22 protein-coding genes are annotated in these 22886 nt (G+C 40.9%); 16 read left to right on the forward strand and 6 right to left on the reverse strand.

The genetic code is table 11. The features are described 5' to 3' along the window. Positions 1 to 1185, forward strand: coding sequence for an elongation factor Tu (tuf, locus tag CWB66_RS04595; RefSeq protein WP_024589451.1), 1185 nt, complete (start codon positions 1 to 3; stop codon positions 1183 to 1185). A gap of 229 nt (positions 1186 to 1414) precedes the next feature. Further along, complete coding sequence (locus CWB66_RS04600) at positions 1415 to 2890, forward strand: NAD(P)H-hydrate dehydratase (protein WP_138584495.1); 1476 nt, start codon at positions 1415 to 1417, stop codon at positions 2888 to 2890. Between the two features lie 22 nt (positions 2891 to 2912). Here the strand turns inward: CWB66_RS04600 and CWB66_RS04605 are convergent, their stop codons facing one another. From CWB66_RS04605 to CWB66_RS04630, 6 genes are all read right to left on the reverse strand, one after another. Next, positions 2913 to 3344 (reverse strand): VOC family protein, encoded by a 432-nt coding sequence (locus CWB66_RS04605; protein WP_138584496.1) that lies wholly within the window; start codon positions 3342 to 3344, stop codon positions 2913 to 2915. Between the two features lie 90 nt (positions 3345 to 3434). Further along, positions 3435 to 3602: a hypothetical protein gene (locus CWB66_RS04610; RefSeq protein ID WP_171037462.1), complete on the reverse strand. Its 168-nt coding sequence runs from the start codon at positions 3600 to 3602 to the stop codon at positions 3435 to 3437. 1061 nt (positions 3603 to 4663) lie between these two features. Then, positions 4664 to 5077, reverse strand: a complete 414-nt coding sequence (gene rnk, locus CWB66_RS04615) for a nucleoside diphosphate kinase regulator (protein ID WP_138584497.1) — start codon at positions 5075 to 5077, stop codon at positions 4664 to 4666. A gap of 193 nt (positions 5078 to 5270) precedes the next feature. Further along, complete coding sequence (groL, locus tag CWB66_RS04620) at positions 5271 to 6917, reverse strand: chaperonin GroEL (RefSeq protein WP_007580030.1); 1647 nt, start codon at positions 6915 to 6917, stop codon at positions 5271 to 5273. Positions 6918 to 6965: 48 nt separating this feature from the next. Continuing rightward, the gene (locus CWB66_RS04625) at positions 6966 to 7253 is read right to left on the reverse strand and encodes a co-chaperone GroES (RefSeq protein ID WP_077536773.1); all 288 of its coding nucleotides are present in this window, start codon (positions 7251 to 7253) and stop codon (positions 6966 to 6968) included. Positions 7254 to 7362: 109 nt separating this feature from the next. After that, entirely contained in the window at positions 7363 to 7839 is a 477-nt protein-coding gene (locus CWB66_RS04630) for an FxsA family protein (RefSeq protein WP_138584498.1), read from the reverse strand. Positions 7840 to 8016: 177 nt separating this feature from the next. Between CWB66_RS04630 and cutA the strand changes: the two genes are divergently transcribed. The 14 genes from cutA (at position 8017) to CWB66_RS04700 (ending at position 22826) form a co-directional block, all read left to right on the forward strand. Next, complete coding sequence (gene cutA / locus CWB66_RS04635; RefSeq protein WP_138584499.1) at positions 8017 to 8337, forward strand: divalent-cation tolerance protein CutA; 321 nt, start codon at positions 8017 to 8019, stop codon at positions 8335 to 8337. Next, on the forward strand, positions 8337 to 10172 hold the full coding sequence (locus tag CWB66_RS04640; RefSeq protein WP_138584500.1) for a protein-disulfide reductase DsbD: 1836 nt from the start codon (positions 8337 to 8339) through the stop codon (positions 10170 to 10172). Before cutA ends, CWB66_RS04640 begins: the two co-directional genes overlap by 1 nt. A 228-nt stretch (positions 10173 to 10400) precedes the next feature. Next, the gene (gene aroQ / locus CWB66_RS04645; protein ID WP_077536777.1) at positions 10401 to 10853 is read left to right on the forward strand and encodes a type II 3-dehydroquinate dehydratase; all 453 of its coding nucleotides are present in this window, start codon (positions 10401 to 10403) and stop codon (positions 10851 to 10853) included. Between the two features lie 41 nt (positions 10854 to 10894). Next, a complete protein-coding gene (gene accB / locus CWB66_RS04650) occupies positions 10895 to 11350 on the forward strand; it encodes an acetyl-CoA carboxylase biotin carboxyl carrier protein (protein ID WP_138584501.1) in 456 nt (151 codons plus the stop codon). A 26-nt stretch (positions 11351 to 11376) separates the two neighbouring features. Further along, positions 11377 to 12717 (forward strand): acetyl-CoA carboxylase biotin carboxylase subunit, encoded by a 1341-nt coding sequence (gene accC, locus CWB66_RS04655; RefSeq protein ID WP_077536779.1) that lies wholly within the window; start codon positions 11377 to 11379, stop codon positions 12715 to 12717. A 126-nt stretch (positions 12718 to 12843) separates the two neighbouring features. Beyond that, the gene (gene tsaE / locus CWB66_RS04660) at positions 12844 to 13314 is read left to right on the forward strand and encodes a tRNA (adenosine(37)-N6)-threonylcarbamoyltransferase complex ATPase subunit type 1 TsaE (protein WP_077536780.1); all 471 of its coding nucleotides are present in this window, start codon (positions 12844 to 12846) and stop codon (positions 13312 to 13314) included. A 24-nt stretch (positions 13315 to 13338) separates the two neighbouring features. Next, entirely contained in the window at positions 13339 to 14682 is a 1344-nt protein-coding gene (locus tag CWB66_RS04665) for an N-acetylmuramoyl-L-alanine amidase (RefSeq protein WP_138584502.1), read from the forward strand. A gap of 36 nt (positions 14683 to 14718) precedes the next feature. After that, positions 14719 to 16566, forward strand: coding sequence for a DNA mismatch repair endonuclease MutL (gene mutL, locus CWB66_RS04670; RefSeq protein WP_138584503.1), 1848 nt, complete (start codon positions 14719 to 14721; stop codon positions 16564 to 16566). A 10-nt stretch (positions 16567 to 16576) separates the two neighbouring features. Beyond that, positions 16577 to 17494 carry a tRNA (adenosine(37)-N6)-dimethylallyltransferase MiaA gene (gene miaA / locus CWB66_RS04675; RefSeq protein ID WP_138584504.1) on the forward strand — a complete coding sequence of 306 codons (918 nt, stop codon included), beginning with the start codon at positions 16577 to 16579 and terminating at the stop codon, positions 17492 to 17494. Between the two features lie 80 nt (positions 17495 to 17574). Beyond that, the gene (gene hfq / locus CWB66_RS04680) at positions 17575 to 17838 is read left to right on the forward strand and encodes an RNA chaperone Hfq (protein ID WP_077536783.1); all 264 of its coding nucleotides are present in this window, start codon (positions 17575 to 17577) and stop codon (positions 17836 to 17838) included. Between the two features lie 16 nt (positions 17839 to 17854). Next, positions 17855 to 19144, forward strand: a complete 1290-nt coding sequence (hflX, locus tag CWB66_RS04685; protein ID WP_077536784.1) for a ribosome rescue GTPase HflX — start codon at positions 17855 to 17857, stop codon at positions 19142 to 19144. A gap of 100 nt (positions 19145 to 19244) precedes the next feature. Continuing rightward, complete coding sequence (gene hflK, locus CWB66_RS04690; protein ID WP_077536785.1) at positions 19245 to 20414, forward strand: FtsH protease activity modulator HflK; 1170 nt, start codon at positions 19245 to 19247, stop codon at positions 20412 to 20414. Between the two features lie 5 nt (positions 20415 to 20419). Further along, positions 20420 to 21298 carry a protease modulator HflC gene (gene hflC, locus CWB66_RS04695; protein WP_077536786.1) on the forward strand — a complete coding sequence of 293 codons (879 nt, stop codon included), beginning with the start codon at positions 20420 to 20422 and terminating at the stop codon, positions 21296 to 21298. Between the two features lie 214 nt (positions 21299 to 21512). Further along, positions 21513 to 22826: an adenylosuccinate synthase gene (locus CWB66_RS04700; protein ID WP_077536787.1), complete on the forward strand. Its 1314-nt coding sequence runs from the start codon at positions 21513 to 21515 to the stop codon at positions 22824 to 22826. Positions 22827 to 22886: the final 60 nt, after the last annotated feature.

The following is a 22886-nucleotide window of genomic DNA, read 5'->3' on the forward strand; positions in this document are numbered from 1 at the left end:
ATGGCAAAAGAAAAGTTTGAACGCGTAAAACCGCACGTAAACGTTGGTACAATTGGCCACGTTGACCACGGTAAAACTACACTAACTGCAGCAATCACTAACGTACTTGCAAAAGTATACGGCGGTGTTGCTAAAGATTTCGCATCAATCGATAACGCTCCAGAAGAGCGCGAACGTGGTATCACTATTTCAACGTCTCACGTTGAATACGATACTCCTTCACGCCACTACGCGCACGTAGATTGTCCTGGTCACGCCGATTATGTTAAAAACATGATCACTGGTGCTGCTCAAATGGACGGCGCGATCTTAGTAGTTGCTGCGACTGATGGCCCTATGCCACAAACGCGTGAGCACATCCTTCTTTCTCGTCAGGTTGGCGTTCCTTACATCATCGTGTTCATGAACAAATGTGACATGGTTGATGACGAAGAGCTACTTGAACTAGTAGAAATGGAAGTTCGTGAACTTCTTTCAGAATACGATTTCCCAGGTGATGACTTACCTCTAATCGCTGGTTCTGCGCTTAAAGCGTTAGAAGGCGAGAAAGAGTGGGAAGATAAGATTGTTGAGCTTGCAAACGCACTTGATACTTACATCCCAGAGCCAGAGCGTGACATCGATAAGCCTTTCATCATGCCTATCGAAGACGTTTTCTCAATCCAGGGTCGTGGTACAGTTGTAACTGGTCGTGTTGAAGCTGGTATCATCCGCATCAATGACGAAGTAGAAATTGTTGGTATCAATGATACAACTCGTTCTACTTGTACTGGTGTTGAAATGTTCCGTAAGCTTCTTGACGAAGGTCGTGCTGGCGAAAACATCGGTGCACTTCTACGTGGTACTAAACGTGAAGACGTTGAACGTGGTCAAGTACTAGCTAAGCCTGGTTCAATCAACCCACATACTACATTCACTTCAGAAGTATACGTACTTTCGAAAGATGAAGGTGGTCGTCATACTCCATTCTTCAAAGGTTACCGTCCACAGTTCTACTTCCGTACAACTGACGTAACAGGTGACGTACAGTTACCAGATGGCGTAGAAATGGTAATGCCTGGTGATAACATCAAGATGACTGTAACTCTAATCGCGCCAATCGCGATGGATGAAGGTCTTCGTTTTGCTATCCGTGAAGGTGGCCGTACTGTAGGTGCTGGTGTTGTAGCAACTATCGTAGCGTAATAATTAACCTTAAAGTTAATTATCAGAAAAAGGTCACTTAGGTGGCCTTTTTTAATGCCTGAAGAAAAGTAACTATTTTTTCAGTAGCCTGGGCCGACTCTAAAAAGTACTTTACCTGTAGTGTGCTTTAATAAATTCGCAAACTTCAGTTAAAAAAACAAGCTCATAAAACTAGCCGCTAGATATGTGTATTTGATAAGGTAAAGTGTCGCTTATTACAGGAGCATATATGCTTAACCAAACCATATTTAGCGCAGAGCAGGTGAGAGATAACGAAGCGCTTGCAGCTAAAAATAGCCATTGTGATTTATTCACCCTCATGCAGCGTGCAGGAGAAGCGGTATTGGACCAATGGCAGTTATTTAACGCCCAGCATGCCTTGGTGCTTGTAGGGCATGGTAACAATGCTGGAGATGGTTATATTGTTGCAAGGCTCATAAAACAATTAGGTAAAAAGGTAACAGTATGCGCAGCTGAGCCTAATAAAGTATTAACTGGTGATGCGGCAAAGGCGCAGCAGTTATGGATAGAAGCGGGTGGGGTGGTTTCTCATTTTACAAAAGACATGCTTAATGAGTGCGATATAATTATTGATGCGCTCCTTGGTACTGGCCTTAATAGCGCCGTGCGCGATAATTTTGCGAATATAATTAAAGCTGTAAACACTAGTAGTAAGCCCGTAATAAGCATTGATATTCCATCAGGTATTGAAGCGAATACAGGACAGCCATTGGGCTGCGCAGTACAAGCGACTTTAACCGTTACTTTTGTGGGTATAAAGCAAGGGCTCACAACGACTGCTGGTAAACAATATAGTGGTAAGTTAGTTTTTGACGATTTAGCAATTGGCGATGCGTTTACTTGTGTCGCTCAATCTTCAGGAACTCTTGTTAATATTAATAGCTTTAAAGGAATAGCCACGCGGGCAATCAATAGTCACAAAGGAAGCAACGGTAAACTTTTATGTGTTGGTGGTAATCAAGGTACTGCAGGTGCAATTAGGTTAAGTAGTGAAGCTGCCCTTAGAGCCGGTGCTGGCATGGTAAGAGTGTATACACACGAAAGCTCAATAACGCCTATTAGTATTGGCAGACCAGAACTTATGGTAAGTAGTAATAACTTACATCAAGCGCTAGAGTGGGCAAGCTGCGTTGTTATTGGCCCTGGGCTTGGGCAAGACGAGTGGGCACAACAAACATTCGATGAAGTAATGCAATATTGCCAAAACAATAAAATGCCATTGGTTATAGATGCAGATGCCCTTAATTTACTGGCTAAGAAAGCTTCATCATACACGTTAGAGCAATGCGTACTTACTCCACATCCCGGCGAAGCTTCGCGACTGCTAAGTGTTAGCACCAGCGAAATTGAATCTGATCGTTTTAATTATGCTCGCCTTTGCGCTAAACGCTATAACGCGACTTGTGTATTAAAAGGCGCAGGAACATTAATAGATAATGCCCAGCACACGTGGGTATGTGAAGATGGCAACCCAGCACTGGCCGTTGGCGGCAGTGGCGATGTACTCACTGGTATTATTGGGGCATTGCTTGCTCAAGGTTTAACTATTGATGAAGCAGCACGTTATGGTGTAACACTGCACGCTAAAGCCGGTGATATCGCAAGTGAGCGAGACGGGCAAAGGAGAATGCTACCCAGTGATTTATTCCCAATTGTAAGAGAGTTAGTTAATAAAGTGACGTGAGTTTAAGCGTCACTTTAAATAACTAATTATTAAGCTGCAGTAAATCCCATTTTGTACCATATAGGTCTTCAAAAACCACTACGGTGCCATAGGGTTCTACTCTAGGCTCTTCGTTAAATGTAACGCCTTTAAAAAGCATTAAATTATAATCTCGCCAAAAGTCATCGGTATGCAAAAATAAAAACACGCGACCACCCGTTTGATTACCAATAGCACTCATCTGTTCGGGCGTTGTGGCTTTAGCAAGCAGTAAATTAGTCCTGCTCGAATTAGCCCTGTTTGAATTAGTCCTGTTTGAATTTGGAGGTGAAATTAACACCCAGCGTTTACCATCTCCTAAATCAGTATCCTCAACTAATTCAAAATTTAGCTTTTGAGTATAAAACTCAATGGCATCGTCGTAGTCCTTAATAACTAATGCAATGCTGCCGATATGCTGTTGAACGTTAGTCATGTTTAGCTCACTCCGTACTATTAAATAAATGTGCTCTTTATCATATTAGTAAACGATTACGCCGGGTACATGCCCGTAGTGTAATTTTAATTAACTTGTGAGTTCGTCCTCATCATCCTCGAGTGGATCGCCTGAGTCTCCTTTACGTTTACGCTGCTCTTGTTTAGCTTTTTGAACATTTTCGTAGGTAGGTGGCGGTATAGGCATCAATGAAATAAGCGGGAAAAATGCTAAAAATAAATAAGCACCCTTAGACATACTTTTACCCCACGTTACCATTTTCAGCATAGCCCAAACTACGAATAAGAATAACCCCGTCACGAGAGCAACAGAGATAAAGAAGGTGAATATTGTGTTATTACTTAATAAATCCATTTAATATAAATCTGAGTTATACGTAATTTAGTTATGGGTATAAATTAAACAATATCAATAACATTAGTATTAAAAAGCAAAAACCCAGCCGAAGCTGGGTTTTTATTTGAACTACATTTTAAGGGGGATGTAGGGTAGCAGCAGTTCATTACTTTACCATCAACGCCCCAAAGAACCGTACGGGCGAATCCCTCGCTTAAAGCTCAAACATCCATAAGTCAATATCAAAGTACAGGCCAACGACTTAACCTATTAATGTATAAAGAGTGCCTTTTTGTGTTAATGTGAGTACGACAGTGTAGGGACAAAGCGTTAAGATTAGACTATTAATTGACTTACTTAACTGTGTCAGCGAGTCTAATAATATCTTCACCTGTTCTATCCGTTTCGCGGCTGTAATTGCCCAATTTAAATTTTTCTTCTTTCGATTCATTTTATAATCCTGTTAAGGTTAATATATTAAACGAAAGCAGAAATTGTAAGAGACCCTCTTCTACCTTTATATCACCGATACTTTAGGCACAAACCCTGCTAATTATTTACATTCATAGTTACGGTGATTAATATAGACAGTCCACTTGTGTTGATTCAATGCTTACCTTGACAAGCTTTACACTGCAACAAATGAAAGAATAACACTCTTTACTATCTATAATAACCATTGGGTATAAGTATATAGCTAAAGGCTATATATAACAAATGTTAATTGCACAATATTACTGTTTTATCCAAACGATAAGGCTTTGCGTTTTCTTTTCATTAATTCAAGGTAAACTCGCACTAAGCGTTGTTCAAAAAGGTAAGTTGTAGAGGTTAGTCCTTATATTTACTTGATATGAACCTTGAACTCCGTGATTTCACAAAGCACTCTCTCTAATAAGCATAACCCAGCCGAGGCTGGGTCTACTTTAAATCGAATTCTCAGTACTAAGTGCATAAAGTGTTTATCTGTATAATTCACCAGCACGTTCTGGTTGATAGGTTACTTCTTTTATTTTTACCTTTATTAAGCCGCCACTCGGTTTAGGCCACTCAATTTCGTCGCCTTGGTTTAGCCCAAGTAATGCGCTACCAACGGGTGATAATATCGATATTTTATCGCTGCTAGAGTCACTGTTCTTTGGGGACACCAAGGTTAACGTAAATTCTTCTTTAGAAGACTCAACAATAAAGTTTACGGTTGAGTTCATCGTTACAACTGACGATGGCATATCTTTAGGTTCGACTATTGTTGCTCGTGCCAGTTCAGCTTCCAATTCTTCTTTATTAGCAAAGCTACCTGTCGGTAGTGATTCCATTAAGTCATACAATCTATCTGCATCGAGTGATGAGATGATTAGTTCAGGTTTTTTATTCATCTTAATATCCTTAATAATTTTTAATAAATAAAATTAACTCTGAGTATGGCTTGGCATGCATTTAAGAAGCAAAGGGATACGCGAAGTCATTTTATTAATTAGCCACACCTGTGGCTTTTACTTTATTTGTGCCCAATAGCTAAAAACCCAGCCGAAGCTGGGTTTTTATTTGAGCTAGGTGTTTAGGGGATGATTACATCATTCCGCCCATACCACCCATTCCGCCCATGCCACCCATATCAGCGCCACCAGCTTCATCTTTTGGGATTTCAGCTACCATTGCTTCAGTAGTGATCATTAGACCCGCAATAGACCCTGCAAATTGTAATGCAGAGCGTGTTACTTTAGTTGGATCTAGGATACCCATTTCAATCATGTCGTTGTATTCGCCAGTTGCTGCGTTGTAACCAAAGTTACCGTCGCCGCCTTTAACTGCGTTAATTACAACAGATGCTTCTTCGCCAGCGTTAGTTACGATTTGACGAAGTGGCGCTTCCATCGCACGAAGTGCCACTTTAATACCGTGGTTTTGATCTTCGTTGTCGCCAACTAAATCTACCAGCTTGCTAGCTGCACGTACAAGTGCAACGCCGCCGCCAGGTACTACGCCTTCTTCAACCGCTGCACGAGTTGCATTTAATGCATCTTCAACACGGTCTTTTTTCTCTTTCATTTCCATTTCAGTAGCAGCACCTACTTTGATTACTGCAACACCGCCAGCTAATTTAGCCATGCGCTCTTGTAGTTTCTCTTTATCGTAGTCTGATGTTGCTTCTTCGATTTGTGCTTTAATTTGTGAAACACGACCGCTAATACCCGCTTCTTCACCAGCGCCATCAATGATTGTTGTATCATCTTTAGTAATAATTACGCGCTTAGCTGTACCTAGGTCTTCAACTGTTGCTTTTTCAAGCTCTAAGCCGATTTCTTCAGAAATTACAGTACCGCCAGTTAATACAGCGATATCTTGTAGCATTGCTTTACGACGGTCGCCAAAACCAGGCGCTTTAACCGCTGATACTTTAACAATACCGCGCATGTTATTAACTACTAATGTAGCTAGTGCTTCGCCTTCAAGGTCTTCTGCGATGATTAGTAGTGGTTTGCTTGCTTTAGCAACCGCTTCTAATGTTGGTAATAATTCGCGGATGTTAGATATTTTTTTATCTACAAGTAGAATAAATGGGTTATCTAGTTCAACAGTGCCTTTTTCTGGGCTGTTGATAAAGTAAGGAGATAAGTAACCACGGTCAAACTGCATGCCTTCAACAACATCTAGTTCGTTTTCAAGTGATTGACCTTCTTCTACAGTAATAACGCCACTGTTACGGCCTACTTTTTCCATTGCTTGTGCAATGATATCGCCAATCTCTTTATCAGAGTTAGCTGAAATAGTACCTACTTGTGCAATGGCTTTAGTATCTGAACAAGGAACAGATAACGCTTTAAGCTCTGCAACAGCAGCAATAACTGCTTTGTCGATGCCGCGCTTAAGATCCATTGGGTTCATGCCCGCTGCAACAGCTTTAAGGCCTTCATTAACAATAGACTGTGCAAGTACTGTAGCGGTAGTTGTACCATCGCCTGCTGCATCATTTGCTTTAGATGCAACTTCTTTAACCATTTGTGCGCCCATGTTCTCAAACTTGTCTTCAAGTTCGATTTCTTTTGCTACAGATACACCATCTTTAGTGATAACTGGAGAGCCAAACGATTTGTCTAGTACAACGTTACGGCCTTTAGGACCTAATGTAACTTTTACTGCGTTTGCTAGGATGTTTACGCCAGTTAGCATTTTAGCGCGTGCGTCACCTGCAAAAAGTACTTCTTTTGCTGCCATGTTTTAAATTCCTCTAAATTCTTAAATGTTTATAAACGAAAAGTAGGTTTAGCCTACAATGCCTAAAATATTATCTTCACGCATGATCAGGTACTCTTGACCTTCGATCTTTTCAACTTTTTCAACATATGAGCCAAATAACACAGTGTCACCGGCTTTAACTTCTAACGCTCTCACGTCACCGTTTTCTAAAACGCGACCATTACCTACGGCTATAACTTCTCCGCGAGTTGACTTCTCAGCTGCAGAGCCAGTTAATACAATACCGCCAGCAGATTTTGTTTCTTCTTCTAGACGTTTAACGATTACGCGATCTTGTAAAGGACGAATGTTCATGTTTTTAGTTCTCCTAACAGTTTCTGAACAGTACAGAAAAAAGCTTTTCTAATTTGCATTCATTAATGGGGGTAGAGTGAAAAATTCCAAGAGAAAAAACGATAAATTTTTAATCTTTTCGCTCATATTCACCATCAATAGTTGTTGGCTGGTCCATTTGCTGCTGTTCACGCGGTGAATGCGGTTGTTGAGCAAATGGCGACGGCCCTTGTTTCATACTTGCGCTCATTCTAACAGTTGCTTGGCTAGCAAGGCCTGCAGCCAATTTGTTACGAATAGCAGGGGTTAGTAATAGTAGTCCAAATACGTCAGTCATAATGCCTGGGGTAAGTAATAATACGCCCGCAATTACAACGCATATTCCGGTAAATAATTCTTTAGCTGGCATTTGCCCTTGCGCCATTTGCGTTTGCACATTCTGCAATGCGCCCATGCCTTGTGTCTTCACCATTTTGGCACCTAAAATAGCGGTAATAACAACCAGTGCAATTGTTGCAAACCCGCCAATTACGTCGTTTACTTGAATCAGTAAGGCGATTTCGATAATAGGGATGATGATAAACAACACAAATAAAAATCTAAACATAACGCTCTCTAAATAATGACACTCAAAAGAGTTGATGAAATATAAATGAGGGTGACGAGGTCTCTTTTCAAGGTTAGGGCATCGCTATAGTTATTTTACTGTTATTTTAGCGTCTACACATTGTACCCTCTATCAGATACTATGAAGCTAGACACTGTCAAATAAGTAAGGTTCATAATGACTACGCAATTTAAACTGATTTTTACGACCTGCAAAGACGAAGCCGAGGCACGTATGCTCGCAAGGGCGTTAGTAGAGAAAAAACTCGCTGCTTGCGTAAATATCTTACCTAATGTGGGAGCTATTTATATGTGGGAAGGTGAAATAGCAGAAGCAACAGAAGCTAAATTACTTATAAAAACGAAATCAGACAAGATGAACGATGTGTTTTTAACTATAAAAGGAATGCATAGTTACGAAGTGCCGGAGATACAAGTTATTGATGTTGCAACCGGAAACTTAGCCTATTTTAATTGGATGGATGAGGTATTAAATTAATGCGTTTTTTCTTTTTATTGTTGGTAACTTTATTAGTTGTGCCTGTAAAGGCTGCGACTAATAATGTGCTTGGTGATTTATTAGGACCTCCTCAACATACTTTTTTGCCTGTAGAGAAAGCGTTTGTATTTGATTTCGACCAGCAAGGCAATACCTTGTTTGTGGGCTGGGATATAGCACCAGATTATTACCTGTATAAAAAGAAAATAGAAATCATTGCCAAAGGCGCAAACATTCAAGTGGGTGACTCTGGTAGTGGCGAAATTATTGAAGATGAATTTTTTGGTAAAACAGAAGTCTTTTTTAACGCTGTAAGTGTAATAAGTAAATTAAGTAATGTTACCGACGGTGCCGTAGTTAAAGTGCGTTACCAAGGCTGTGCTAAAGCCGGGCTTTGTTATCCGCCAGAAGTGATTAGCATTCCACTTAGTGTGATTAGTGGCGCACAGATTAAGAATGTAGATCGAAATAGCGCTTCTGGTGAAGCCGCAACAGCGCAAAGTACATTTGCAGCACTCAATGAGCCTGCCACTGAACCTACAACAAATTCTGGTGACACCGAAAAAGAACTTACTTTTACTGAGCAATTAGCAAGTCAGAGCTTAATAACTAATTTACTCATATTTTTTGTCGTTGGTGTTGGCCTTGCTTTTACGCCGTGCGTATTTCCAATGTTCCCTATTTTGTCGAGCTTAATAGCGGGTCAGCAAAATCTTTCTACTAAAAAAGCCTTCGCATTATCGTTTGTATACGTACAAGGTATGGCTGTTACCTATGCGGCTCTTGGTCTCGTTGTTGCAGCACTAGGTGGGCAAGTACAGGGGTATTTACAGCATCCATTTGTGCTAATCAGTTTTAGTTTGTTGTTTGTATTACTCGCTATGTCGATGTTTGGTTGGTACGAAATTAAACTGCCAAGCAGTATGATGAGCAAGCTAACCCAGGTAAGTAACAACCAAAAAGGCGGCAACTATGTTGGCGTATTTTTAATGGGTATACTTTCGGGATTGATTGCATCACCTTGCACTACGGCGCCACTGTCGGCTGCACTCTTATTTGTAGCGCAAAGTGGCGATTACCTAGTAGGTGGTTTAACGCTGTACGTGCTCAGTTTGGGTATGGGATTACCATTGTTATTACTCGGTACATCTGGCGGTAAATTGCTGCCTAAAGCGGGTGGTTGGATGGAGCAAGTTAAAACCTTATTTGGTTTTGTAATGTTAATAGTGCCGCTTATATTACTTGAGCGACTAGTAAGCGCAGACATTATATTATTAATGGCAGGTGTGCTTGCATTAGCAACAGCACTGTACTTACATCATTGGCAAAGTAGCCAAACACAAAGCAAGTTAAAAACTGCATTATGGTTTGCTGCAACTCTATTAGTTATTACAGGCTTTACGTTAACTAAAAACTACTTTTGGCCAGTACAAGTACAAACAGTACAGGTAAGCTCACAAAATAATGAGTTTAAACAGGTTGCTGATTTAGCAGAATTAAAAGAAGCAGTTGCACAAGCAAACGACGAAGGTCGAATGGTTATGGTCGATTTATATGCCGATTGGTGTGTGGCGTGTAAAGAGTTTGAGCATTACACCTTTCCAGATGCCAAAGTGCAAAGTGAGTTTAGCCATTATCAGCTTATTCAAATTGACTTAACTGAAAGTGATAATAAAACAATTGAGCTAATGGAAGAGTACACGGTGTTCGGTTTACCGAGTATTTTGTTTTTTAACACCCAAGGTAAAGAGCTAAGTACACAACGTGTAACGGGCTTTTTAAATGCTGAGGATTTTGCTAAACACCTCGCTACAGTGCGCGCTAGCGCACAATAATAGTGCAATAACGCTACTTGATTTAATCAAGTGGCGGATTCTGATTTCCTTCCTGATTTATTCCTATAGCACTGATTAGACCAGTATTTTGCTGCTATTTACGTCGAAATCACTATAATAGTTGGTTAACGTGAGAAATTGTTGCTACATTACTTTTTTTACTTACTTAAAAGTGAAAAATTAGTTAGTAACCGCTTAACTCATTACTTATAGGATATATCGCGTATTATGACTGCAAAATTTAACCTTTTAGTTATAAATGGTCCAAATTTAAACATGCTGGGCAAACGTGAACCGGATAAATACGGTTTTCAGACGCTCAGTGAGATTATGAACGAACTAACCAGTGCAGCTGATAGTCTAGATGTTAAGTTAACGCATTTTCAAAGTAATAGTGAGCAAGCACTCATTGAACGAATACACGATGCTTGGCAAGCGGTTGATTGCATAATAATTAACCCAGCTGCATTTACGCATACTAGCGTCGCATTACGTGATGCACTGTTAAGTGTTGATATTCCGTTTTTTGAGGTGCATTTAAGTAATGTGCACGCACGTGAAGCGTTTCGCCATCATTCGTATTTTTCTGATGTGGCACAGGGCGTGGTATGTGGATTAGGCGCAATGGGTTATCACGCAGCATTAAATGCAGCAGTTAACCGGTTGCAAAATACAATTTAATTTAAATTAACACACAAACTAACTAATAGGCGGGTCGTGTAATGGATATTCGCAAGATAAAGAAGTTGATCGAATTAGTAGAAGAATCAGGTATCGCTGAGCTGGAAATTACTGAAGGTGAAGAATCAGTACGTATTAATCGTAACAATATGAGCGCAGGCCCAGGTTACCCGCAATTTGCTCCACAGCAATATGCACCAGCGCCAGTAGCCCCAGTTGCAGCGGCTCCTGTTGCAGTTGAAGCAGCACCAGCAGAACCTACGGGTCATCAGGTTAAATCACCAATGGTTGGCTCTTTTTATGCAGCGGCCTCTCCAGAAGCGCCAGCGTATGTAGAAGTAGGTCAGCAAGTTAAAGTTGGCGATACACTTTGTATCATCGAAGCTATGAAAATGATGAATCAAATTGAATCAGACAAAGCGGGTACAGTAAGAGCTATTTTAGCTGAAAATGGCGAGCCAATTGAATTTGATCAACCTCTATTCATAATTGAATAATAGCGTAACGTAAAAGGCCAACTCTAATGTTAGATAAAGTAGTCATTGCAAACCGAGGTGAAATTGCACTTCGTATATTGCGCGCCTGCAAAGAGCTTGGGATCAAAACGGTTGCTGTGCATTCAACGGCGGATCGCGATCTTAAGCATGTATTGCTTGCAGATGAAACCATCTGTATTGGTAGACCAGCAGCCACTGAAAGTTATTTAGATATTCCGCGCATTATTGCAGCGGCAGAAATAACTGATGCGGTAGCTATTCATCCAGGTTACGGTTTTCTTGCAGAAAACGCCGATTTTGCCGACCAAGTTGAGCAAAGTGGCTTTGTATTTATCGGTCCTACAGGCGACACTATTCGCCTTATGGGTGATAAAGTATCTGCTATCGCAGCAATGCGTAAAGCAGGCGTTCCATGTGTTCCAGGATCTGACGGTCCGGTATCAGATGATAAAGAACGCAACATGCAAATTGCTAAACGTATTGGTTACCCAGTAATCATCAAAGCCGCTGGTGGCGGTGGTGGTCGTGGTATGCGCGTTGTTCGCAGCGAAGCTGAACTTATTGATTCAATAGCCTTAACACAGCAAGAAGCTAAGCAGTTCTTCGGCAATGGTATGGTTTACATGGAGAAATTCCTTGAAAACCCACGTCATATTGAAGTTCAAGTATTAGCGGATGGCCAAGGTAATGCAGTACATTTAGGTGAACGTGATTGCTCAATGCAACGTCGTCACCAAAAAGTAGTTGAAGAAGCGCCAGCGCCAGGTATTACAGCTGAAACACGTAAATTTATTGGTGAACGCTGTACACGTGCATGTATAGAAATTGGATACCGTGGTGCAGGTACGTTTGAGTTTTTATACGAAAACGGCGAGTTTTACTTCATTGAAATGAATACACGTATTCAGGTTGAACACCCTGTAACTGAAATGGTTACTGGTATCGACTTAATCAAAGAACAATTAAAGATTGCTGCGGGTCAGCCTTTATCGTTCACTCAAGACGACGTTGTTATTCGCGGTCATGCTATTGAGTGTCGTATTAATGCTGAAGATCCAGAAACGTTTATTCCGTCACCAGGTAAAATTACACGTTTTCATCCAGCTGGTGGGTTAGGTATTCGTTGGGACAGCCATATTTACGCTGACTACACGGTTCCACCACATTACGATTCTATGATTGGTAAGTTAATTACTTACGGTGAAAACCGTGACGTAGCCATTGCCCGTGCGCGCAATGCACTTAATGAACTCGTTATTGACGGAATTAAAACTAATACTCCTCTGCATAAGAGAATTCTTGCAGATGAGAACTTCCAAAATGGTGGTACGAACATCCACTATCTTGAGAAAAAACTAGGATTATAATTCTAGTTTTTTAAAGAACCGGCTTAGGCCGGTTTTTTTATGCCTGAAACTGCAATTTATCGCCTTAAATAAATATTCTGGTATGATTAGCAAACATACGCTTTTAAGTGAATTTTTGAGGTAGTAATGACGCGTAGTTTTGAATCACACCTAAATGATGAAGTAGCCACAGTCGCCATGGGAAACCAAGTTGCGGCTATTATAGAACAAGGTGCGGTGATTTATTTACACGGCGACTTAGGGGCTGGTAAAACAACCTTTACCCGTGGCGTTGTGCAAGGCTTTGGCCATGCAGGTAAGGTTAAAAGTCCGACATATACATTAGTAGAACCTTATGAGCTTGAACGAGCAAATGTTTATCATTTTGATTTATACCGTTTAGGCGATCCAGAAGAGCTCGAATACATGGGAATACGCGACTATTTTTCGGCAGATGCAATTTGTGTTGTCGAATGGCCTGAGAAGGGTGGCGAATTTATTCCTGTGCCTGATTTAGATATTATCCTAAGCTATGTGGGTAACGAACGTAAAATTGTTATTAATAGTGCGAGTGATCGCGGTATAGCAATTGTCGAAAAACTAAATAAAAAACAATAAAATAGTGAAGGCAGTAATTATCAAATGAGTCGAGCTGTAGTTAAACTCTTTATTTACCTTATGGTTATTACCATAAGTTTGCCACTGTGGGCAAAAAACACCATTAACAGTGTACGTGTTTGGCCATCTCCAGATAGTACGCGAGTGGTGTTTGATTTAAATGACAAGCCCGATTTTAGTTATTTTATGCTAAAAAATCCTAGTCGTTTGGTGGTGGATTTAGAAAACACCAACGAGTTAAAAATACTGCCAGGTGTCCCCCCAAAACACCAAATAGTAAGCAAGTTACGCTACTCAAAACCAAAAAATAAACAAAGTGTCCGGTTAGTTTTTGAGTTAAATGCCGCAGTGAAACCTGTGGTATTTGCGCTTGCGCCTACTGGGCCTTATAAAAACAGATTGGTTGTTGATTTATATAGTAAAAATAAAATTACAGCTGTTACATCATCGACACAAATCGCGGCTAAAAATCGCCAGTTAAGCCAAGAGCGCGATATTGTTATTGCGATTGACGCAGGTCATGGTGGCGAAGATCCCGGCTCCATCGGTCCATCAGGCACTTATGAAAAAACGGTCACACTACAAATCGCTAAACGCTTAGAACGTATGATAGATTCTGAGCAAGGAATGATTTCGCGCATGGTCCGAAGCGGCGACTATTTTGTAAAACTTAACACTCGTACAAACCGTGCTCGTGAGAAAAAAGCCGACTTTTTTGTTTCTATTCATGCAGATGCATTTTCAAGCCCAGGTCCAAATGGTGCCTCCGTGTGGGTATTGTCGCTCAGGCGAGCAAACTCAGAAGTTGGTAAGTGGATTGAGGATCAAGAAAAACATTCAGAGCTATTAGGTGGTGCGGCCGATGTAATGAAAGATGCGGCTAACGAAAAGTACTTAGCGCAAGCATTGCTTGATATGTCGATGGATCACTCAATGAAAACAGGTTTGAGCGTGGCTGAAGTCATGGTAGAAGAGTTACGTAAAGTGGCGAAACTGCACAAAAAAGATCCACAACATGCGAGCTTTTCAGTATTAAAATCGCCAGATATTCCTTCTATTTTGGTGGAAACAGGGTTTATATCTAATCCACGAGAAGAAAAACTGCTCAAAAGTGCGAATCATCAAGAGCGTTTAGCTAAAGCGATATTTACTGCGATTAAAACTTACTATTTAAAAAATCCACCCGATGACTCTCTGTTTGCTAAATTAAAGTCGCAGTATCCGACTAAGCATAAAGTGCGCCCAGGGGAGTCTTTAAGTATGTTGGCAAGTCGCTATGGCATTACAGTCAGTAAATTAAAGCAAGTTAACAAACTCACCTCTAGTACTTTATTTATTGGTCAAGAGCTCGATATACCGCAAAGTTAGACCTTATTGTCAGCGCAATGTTTGCTAGGAAATCTTATGAATATTGAAATATTACCCGCGCGTTTGGCTAACCAAATTGCCGCCGGTGAAGTGGTTGAACGCCCTGCGTCGGTAGTAAAAGAGCTTGTCGAAAATAGTTTAGATGCTGGCGCTACACGTATTCAGATAGATATAGAGCGCGGCGGTCATAAGCTTATTCGTATTCGCGATAATGGTTCTGGTATTAGTAAAGATGAACTAACACTTGCGCTGTCTCGTCATGCAACCAGTAAATTAAAATCACTCGATGATCTTGAAAATATTTGCTCTCTTGGCTTTAGAGGAGAAGCGCTTGCCTCAATTAGCTCGGTATCGCGCTTAACGCTGAGCTCAAAACCTAAAGAGCAAGAAACGGCTTGGCAAGCCTTTGCAGAAGGTCGCGATATGGCTGTGCAGGTAAAGCCAGTTGCGCATCCCGATGGGACAACTATTGAGGTAAAAGATTTATTTTTTAATACCCCAGCACGCCGCAAATTTTTACGCACTGAAAAAACAGAATTTAGCCATATTGATGAACTTATAAAGCGTATTGCTCTTAGCCGTTTTGATGTATCGATTACACTGACTCATAACGAAAAGGTAGTTAGGCAGTACCGCGCTAAAACAGACCCAACACAAGCAATCGCACGTGTGGCACAAGTTGCCGGCAAGGCATTTGTAGAGCAAGGGTTACATATTCAATCAGGTGAGGGCGGTTTACAACTGCATGGTTGGGTGCTGCCAGTGGGCTCAGCGAATACCACTCAGTACACTTATGTAAATAATCGTATGATGCGCGACAAGCTTATTTTACATGCGATCCGCCAAGCATTCGAAGAGGTAAGTGGTGCTCAAGAATTACCTGGATTTGTTATTTATATTGATATTGACCCGCGACAGGTTGATGTAAATGTTCATCCAGCTAAGCATGAAGTGCGTTTTCATCAAGGGCGCTTAATTCATGACTTTATACTACAAGCCATTAAGCAGGTCGTAGTGCCACTGCAAGGTGAGTTTATCAATGAGCCAGCAAGCGCTGAGAATGAGGCTGCACCTGCATTTATAGAGGCGGCGCATAGCTGTTCGAATAATGTGGAGGCCGAAGGGGTATTTGATTACCCTAAATCGCAATTACAACCTGCTCACTCTAGGGGGGTTGATAAGTCGTCATCAGGAGCTAGCCGTGGCGGCCATAGTGGCGCATATCGTGCGACACCAAGCACAAGCCACCATGATGTAAATGCGTTTTATCAAGGTGTTAGTGAGCAACATGCGGCGCATTTTGACAACGTAGCAAACATACCCGTAACACCGCAGCAGTTAGAGTCTGCGCATAATGTTTTAAAGGTTGTTTCAATTATCAGTGTTCATGACGGTGTATGTGTATTCAGTGCTGGGCAGCAATTGTATTGCTCACATTTTAAATATGCGTTAGTGGATGATTGGCATAATCAAATTAAAGAGCTTGGTAACTTGGAAGGAAAAGCCTTGTTGTTACCTGTGCGAGTCAATTTACCAAAAGAGGATTGCTTGGTGGTAGAAGCGCAGCAATCATGGTTTACTTTACTTGGTTTTGAGCTCGTAATAGAAAAACAATTTGTAATGGTTAAAAAATTGCCTGCGTGCTTATATTTACTCGATGTAAGTACAGCGGTAGATGAGCTACTTAATGCATGCAAAGCAGAGCTTGAAAATATAGATAACTGGTTGGAGTGGCAACTGAAATGCGTGCCAACTCGTTTTTATGCAAGCAATGCATTTTTAACGCAGCAGCTGCGCTTACAAAATAATCCGCAAACTATTGAACGTTTACGTCAAAAAGCAGTTAAAATAGAGCTAAATCACTATTTAACGCAATTAGATTAAGGTATTCGTGTTGAGTCATTTACCAGTCATATTTTTAATGGGTCCAACCGCTGCTGGAAAAACGGCGTTGGCAATCTCGCTGTGTGAGCATTTAAATACAGAAATAATCAGCGTTGATTCAGCGTTAGTGTATAAGAGTATGGATATCGGCACCGCTAAACCAGATGCCGAAGAACTTGCTCGCGCACCACATCATTTAATTGACTTACTTGATCCAAGCGAAACGTATTCTGTGGCTGATTTTAGGAGTGATGCAGTAAAAAAAATTGATGAATTTCACCAACAGGGTAAAGTACCTGTATTGGTTGGAGGTACGATGATGTACTTTAAGGCACTTATTGACGGTTTATCGCCACTTCCAGAGGCTGATCCGCTAATAAGAGCAGAGCTTGAAGCACAGGCTAAGCAATATGGTTGGCCGCACTTGTATCAAGAACTGGTAAAAATTGATCCACAAGCCGCTCAAAAAATGAGTGAGAATGATTCACAAAGAATTAATCGCGCTTTAGAGGTATACCGTATAACAGGTAAAACAATGACTGAATTGCAAAAGCAAAAACAGCCTGCTTTACCTTATACTTTTCATCAGTTTGCTATTGCACCGCAAGAGCGCAGTGAGTTACATGCTCGAATTGAAGAAAGGTTTAAAATAATGATAGAACAGGGGTTTGAAAATGAAGTTTCGACCCTATATCTACGTAAGGATTTGCACCCCAATATGCCTTCTATTCGTTGTGTAGGTTATAGACAAATGTGGGATTACCTTGCGGGTGAAATTGACCATGATGAAATGCTTTTTCGCGGTATCGCAGCTACACGTCAATTGGCTAAGCGTCAATTAACTTGGTTGAGAAGCTGGCCTGATGTAACTTGGTTAACAACAGGCGATGAAGAAAACTTGCATCGTGTAGTAAGTTCGCTAAGCTAGTAGTAGTTGAATTATTTAGCTTTGTTAAATAAGTTCAGCCACTTAATTATAATAACACCTAGAAACGAAGGAATAATAACATGGCAAAAGGCCAATCGTTACAAGACCCATTTTTGAATGCACTACGTCGTGAGCGCATTCCAGTATCAATCTTTTTGGTTAATGGCATAAAATTACAAGGTAAAATTCAGTCATTTGATCAATTTGTTATTTTACTTGAAAACACTGTAAATCAAATGGTGTATAAACATGCAATTTCAACCGTTGTCCCTGCTCGTGCAGTCAACTTCCAAGGTGTTTTAGGGGATGACAACTCAGAAGAGCCAGAAGCTGGAAATGTTTAAATTAGGAGCGTAATATTTGTTTGACCGCTATGAATCCGGCGAGCAGGCAATTTTAGTCCATATCGACTTACCTAAAGAAGGAGATCGTGAAGATCTTCATGAATTAGAGATGTTGGTATCTTCTGCTGGTGTTAGTAGTTTGGCGGTTGTGCAAGGCAGCCGTCAAGCACCACATCCGAAACTATTCGTCGGTACCGGTAAAGCAGAAGAAATAGCTGAAATTGTAAAAATCCACAATGCAGATGTCGTTATTTTTAATCATCAACTTAGACCGTCACAAGAACGTAATTTAGAGCGTGTTTGTGAGTGCCGTGTCCTTGATAGAACGACACTAATTCTTGATATTTTTGCCCAACGTGCACGTACCCATGAAGGTAAGTTGCAGGTAGAGCTAGCACAACTTCGTCACATGTCGACTCGATTAATTCGAGGCTGGACCCACCTTGAACGCCAAAAAGGCGGGATTGGTTTACGTGGACCAGGGGAAACTCAGCTCGAAACTGATAGACGTTTATTGCGCGCGCGCATTCAAAATATTCGTGCGCGTTTAGCCAAGGTGGCAGTACAACGTGAACAGGGTAGGCGAGCTCGTACACGCAATGAAATACCTACGGTATCGTTAGTTGGCTATACCAATGCGGGTAAATCTACATTATTCAATCGAATTACAAACTCAGATGTATACGCAGCCGATCAGTTATTTGCAACGCTCGATCCGACTCTACGTAAGCTTGAATTAGGAGATGTTGGCCCCGTTATTTTAGCCGATACAGTAGGCTTTATTCGTCATTTGCCGCACGATTTAGTCGCTGCTTTTAAAGCAACACTTACTGAAACTCGTGAAGCTGACTTGCAACTACATGTGATTGACGCGGCAGACTCTCGTCTTCAAGAAAATATTGAACAAGTACAATCGGTGCTCAAAGAAATTGAAGCCGATGAAGTACCACAGCTATTAATTTATAATAAAATTGATGCGCTGGATAACGTAAGCCCACGTATTGATCGAGACGACGAAGGCCAACCTATAAGGGTATGGCTTAGCGCTCAAACTGGTGAAGGGTGTGAATTACTTAGCGAGGCTATTAGCGAGCTGCTCGCTAAGAAGATGTTTAACGAAACCTTATTTCTTACGCCATTGTATGGTCGTCTAAGGGCTGCATTATTTAGTTTAAACGCAGTACATGAAGAGCGATTTGATGAGCAAGGGAATTGGCTGCTAGATGTTAGAATGCCAATGGTTGAGTGGAATCGTTTAATTAAAGAATTTGGTCCTGAAATTGCTGGTTTTATCAGCCGTAATTAAAAATTGGTGTTTTAATGTCGGTTTTAGTATGAGAAACGCGGTAGATTTGTTAGATTTAACACAATTTCCTAATTTATTTAGATAACAATGGAGTATAGCTATGGCCTGGAATGAACCGGGTAATAATGGCAATGACAAAGATCCGTGGAATAATAAAGGCGGACGTGATCAAGGCCCACCTGATTTAGACGAGGTGTTCCGTAAGTTTAGTAACAAGTTCGGCGGCTTATTTGGCGGGAAAAAATCCGGCAATGGTAGCAGTGGTGGACTTGGCGGAGCCGGTATTTCATTCATACTCATTATCGCCGTTATTGTATGGGCGTTAAGTGGTATTTACACGGTTAAAGAAGCCGAACGTGGTGTGGTTCTTCAGTTTGGTAAATATGACCGAATTGCGGATCCTGGTCTGCGCTGGAAAATGACCTTTATTGAAACAGTAATTCCAGTCGATATTGAAGCAGTTCGTTCATTATCAGCTTCTGGTTTTATGTTAACCGAAGACGAAAACGTGGTAAGCGTTGAGTTTCAGGTTCAATATCGTGTTATTGACCCATATCTTTACCTATTTAGCGTAACTAATGCTGACAGCAGTTTAGAAGAAGCGCTAGACAGTGCGCTGCGTTATGTAGTTGGTCATGCAAAAATGGACCAGGTATTGACTAATGGACGTGAAGTTGTTCGTCAAAGCACTTGGGATGAGCTTAATAAAATTATTGAACCGTATAACTTAGGCTTAATAGTGACTGACGTGAACTTTAAAGATTCTCGTCCGCCGACTGAAGTTAAAGATGCATTTGATGACGCGATTGCGGCACAAGAAGATGAAGAGCGTTTCATCCGTGAAGCAGAAGCCTATGCCCGTGAAATTGAACCACGTGCTCGTGGTCAAGTAACACGTATGACCCAAGAAGCTGAAGGTTACCAAGAGCGTATTACACTCGAAGCACAAGGTGAGGTAGCTCGCTTTGAAAAGCTATTACCTGAATATCAAGCAGCTAAAGAAGTTACCCGTGAGCGCTTATACATTGATGCAATGGAAGAAGTGTTAGGTAGCAGCTCTAAAGTACTGGTTGATGTGAAAGGCGGCAATAATATGATTTATTTACCACTTGATAAAATCATGGACAAGCAAGGAACTGCAACACGTGTTGCACTACCAAGCTCAAGTGATATTCAAGATTTACGAAATAAAGTAAATACGTCACGAAATAGCTCTGTTAATAGTGGTAATGACCGCTTTAACAATGATCGCTTCAATGATGGGAGATAATCATAATGAAAAACTTTAGCTTAGTAATACTATTAGCTGCCATTGTTATGTCTTTCTCGTCGGTATTTGTTGTACCTGAAGGACAAAAAGCAATTGTAATGTTGTTTAGCAAAGTACAAAAAGACAGTGACGATCAAGCGATTGTATATGGCCCAGGCCTGCAATTTAAAGTGCCATTTTTTAGTCAAGTACGTCGCATAGATGCACGTATTCAAACATTAGATGGTACACCTGATCGTTTTGTTACCAGTGAGAAAAAAGACTTAATTGTTGATTCGTTCGTAAAATGGCGTGTTAACGACTTTAGTGCTTTTTACTTGCGTGCTCGTGGCGACAAGCAATATGCTGAAACGCTACTTAAGCAAAAAGTAAATAATGGTCTTCGTACAAACTTTGGTACACGTACAATTCGTGAAATTGTATCGGGTGAGCGTAGTGAGTTAATGGAAGAGGCGTTAGTACAAGCTTCTGAAAGCGCACGTGAACTTGGTATTGAAGTATTAGACGTACGTGTTAAGCAAATCAACTTGCCACAAGAAGTAAGTAGCTCTATTTATCAACGTATGCGCGCTGAGCGTACTGCGGTTGCTAAAGAGCATCGTTCTGAAGGTCAAGAAAAAGCTGAGACTATTCGTGCTGGTGTTGATCGCCGCGTAACAGTAATGCTTGCTGATGCAGAGCGTAATGCACGTTCTGTTCGAGGTCAAGGTGATGCTGATGCCGCAGGTATCTACGCTAATGCGTATAATAAAGACCCTGAGTTCTTCAGTTTTGTACGTTCGCTTGAAGCTTACAAAAAGACGTTTAAAAATAAGCAAGACGTTATGGTGCTTTCACCAGATAGCGACTTCTTCCAGTATATGAAAGGCGCAAAAGCTCAATAAATTTTACGCTAATTATTTAAAAACTAAAAAGCCCTGCATTTGCGGGGCTTTTTGTTGAATGTAATTTGATGCTTTAAATCACTGTTATTCATGTGGTTATATGATGATATTTGGATATAACAATTGTACGCAGAAAAAATAAGCTGAACAGGGGTGATCTTTACTTTAGTTTTCTGGTAAAATCTCGTCCTAATTTTCTCTAAGTGAATTTACGATGGGTAAAAACGTTGTTGTATTAGGCACCCAATGGGGTGACGAAGGAAAGGGTAAGGTAGTTGATCTCCTTACAGACAAAGCATCTTTAGTAGTTCGTTATCAAGGTGGCCACAATGCGGGTCATACTTTAGTTATCGAAGGTGAAAAGACGGTTCTACACCTTATTCCATCGGGTGTATTACGTGACAATGTTAAATGTGTGATTGGTAATGGTGTAGTTTTATCGCCAGAAGCGCTAATGAGAGAAATTGGCATGCTTGAAGAACGTGGCGTACCAGTACGCGAGCGTCTTCTTATAAGCGAAGCATGTCCGCTAATCTTGCCTTTCCATGTTGCATTAGATGTAGCCCGTGAAACTGCACGTGGCGATAAGCCAATTGGTACGACTGGTCGTGGTATCGGTCCTGCGTACGAAGATAAAGTTGCGCGCCGTGGTTTACGCGTAGGCGATTTATTTAATCCTGAATTATTTGCAGCTAAATTAAAAGAAGTTCTTGAGTACCATAACTTCACTTTAGTTAACTACTACAAAGTAGACGCTGTAGATTTCCAAAAAACGTTTGATGATGCAATGGCTGTTGCTGATATCTTAAAAGCAATGGTTGTCGATGTAACTGAGCTTTTAGATCAAACGCGTTTAGCAGGCGAAAATATTTTATTTGAAGGTGCACAAGGTACATTACTTGATATTGATCATGGTACTTACCCTTATGTAACATCTTCAAACACTACCGCTGGTGGCGTTGCTACTGGTGCTGGTTTTGGCCCTTTAAACCTTGATTACGTTTTAGGTATTATTAAAGCGTACACGACACGTGTTGGTTCAGGCCCTTTCCCTACAGAGCTTTACGATGGTCTTGATAAACAAGATCCAGTAGGTAAGCACTTAGGCGATAAAGGTCATGAATTTGGCGCAACAACAGGTCGACTTCGTCGTACTGGTTGGTTAGATGCAGTCGCTATGCGTCGTGCGGTTCAAATCAACAGTATCTCAGGTTTTTGTTTAACTAAGCTTGATGTTTTAGATGGCTTAGAAACACTTAAAATCTGTACTGGTTATAAGCTTGAAGATGGCACAGTTACTAACGTAACGCCATTAGCAGCTGAAGGTTACGATAAAGTAACGCCTGTATACGAAGAAATGCCAGGTTGGTCAGAGAACACTGTTGGTGTAACTACACTTGAAGGCTTACCAAAAGCTGCGATTGACTACATCAAGCGTATTGAAGAAATTACTGGTGTTCCAATTGATATTATTTCTACAGGTCCAGATCGCGTAGAAACTATGGTACTTCGCAACCCGTTTGTGTAATTACTATTAGCCAAAAGAAGCTGCCTAGTGCAGCTTTTTTTATGCCTAAAATTCACCTTG

The organism is Pseudoalteromonas sp. S558, assembly GCF_005886635.1.
GTDB lineage: Bacteria > Pseudomonadota > Gammaproteobacteria > Enterobacterales > Alteromonadaceae > Pseudoalteromonas > Pseudoalteromonas aliena.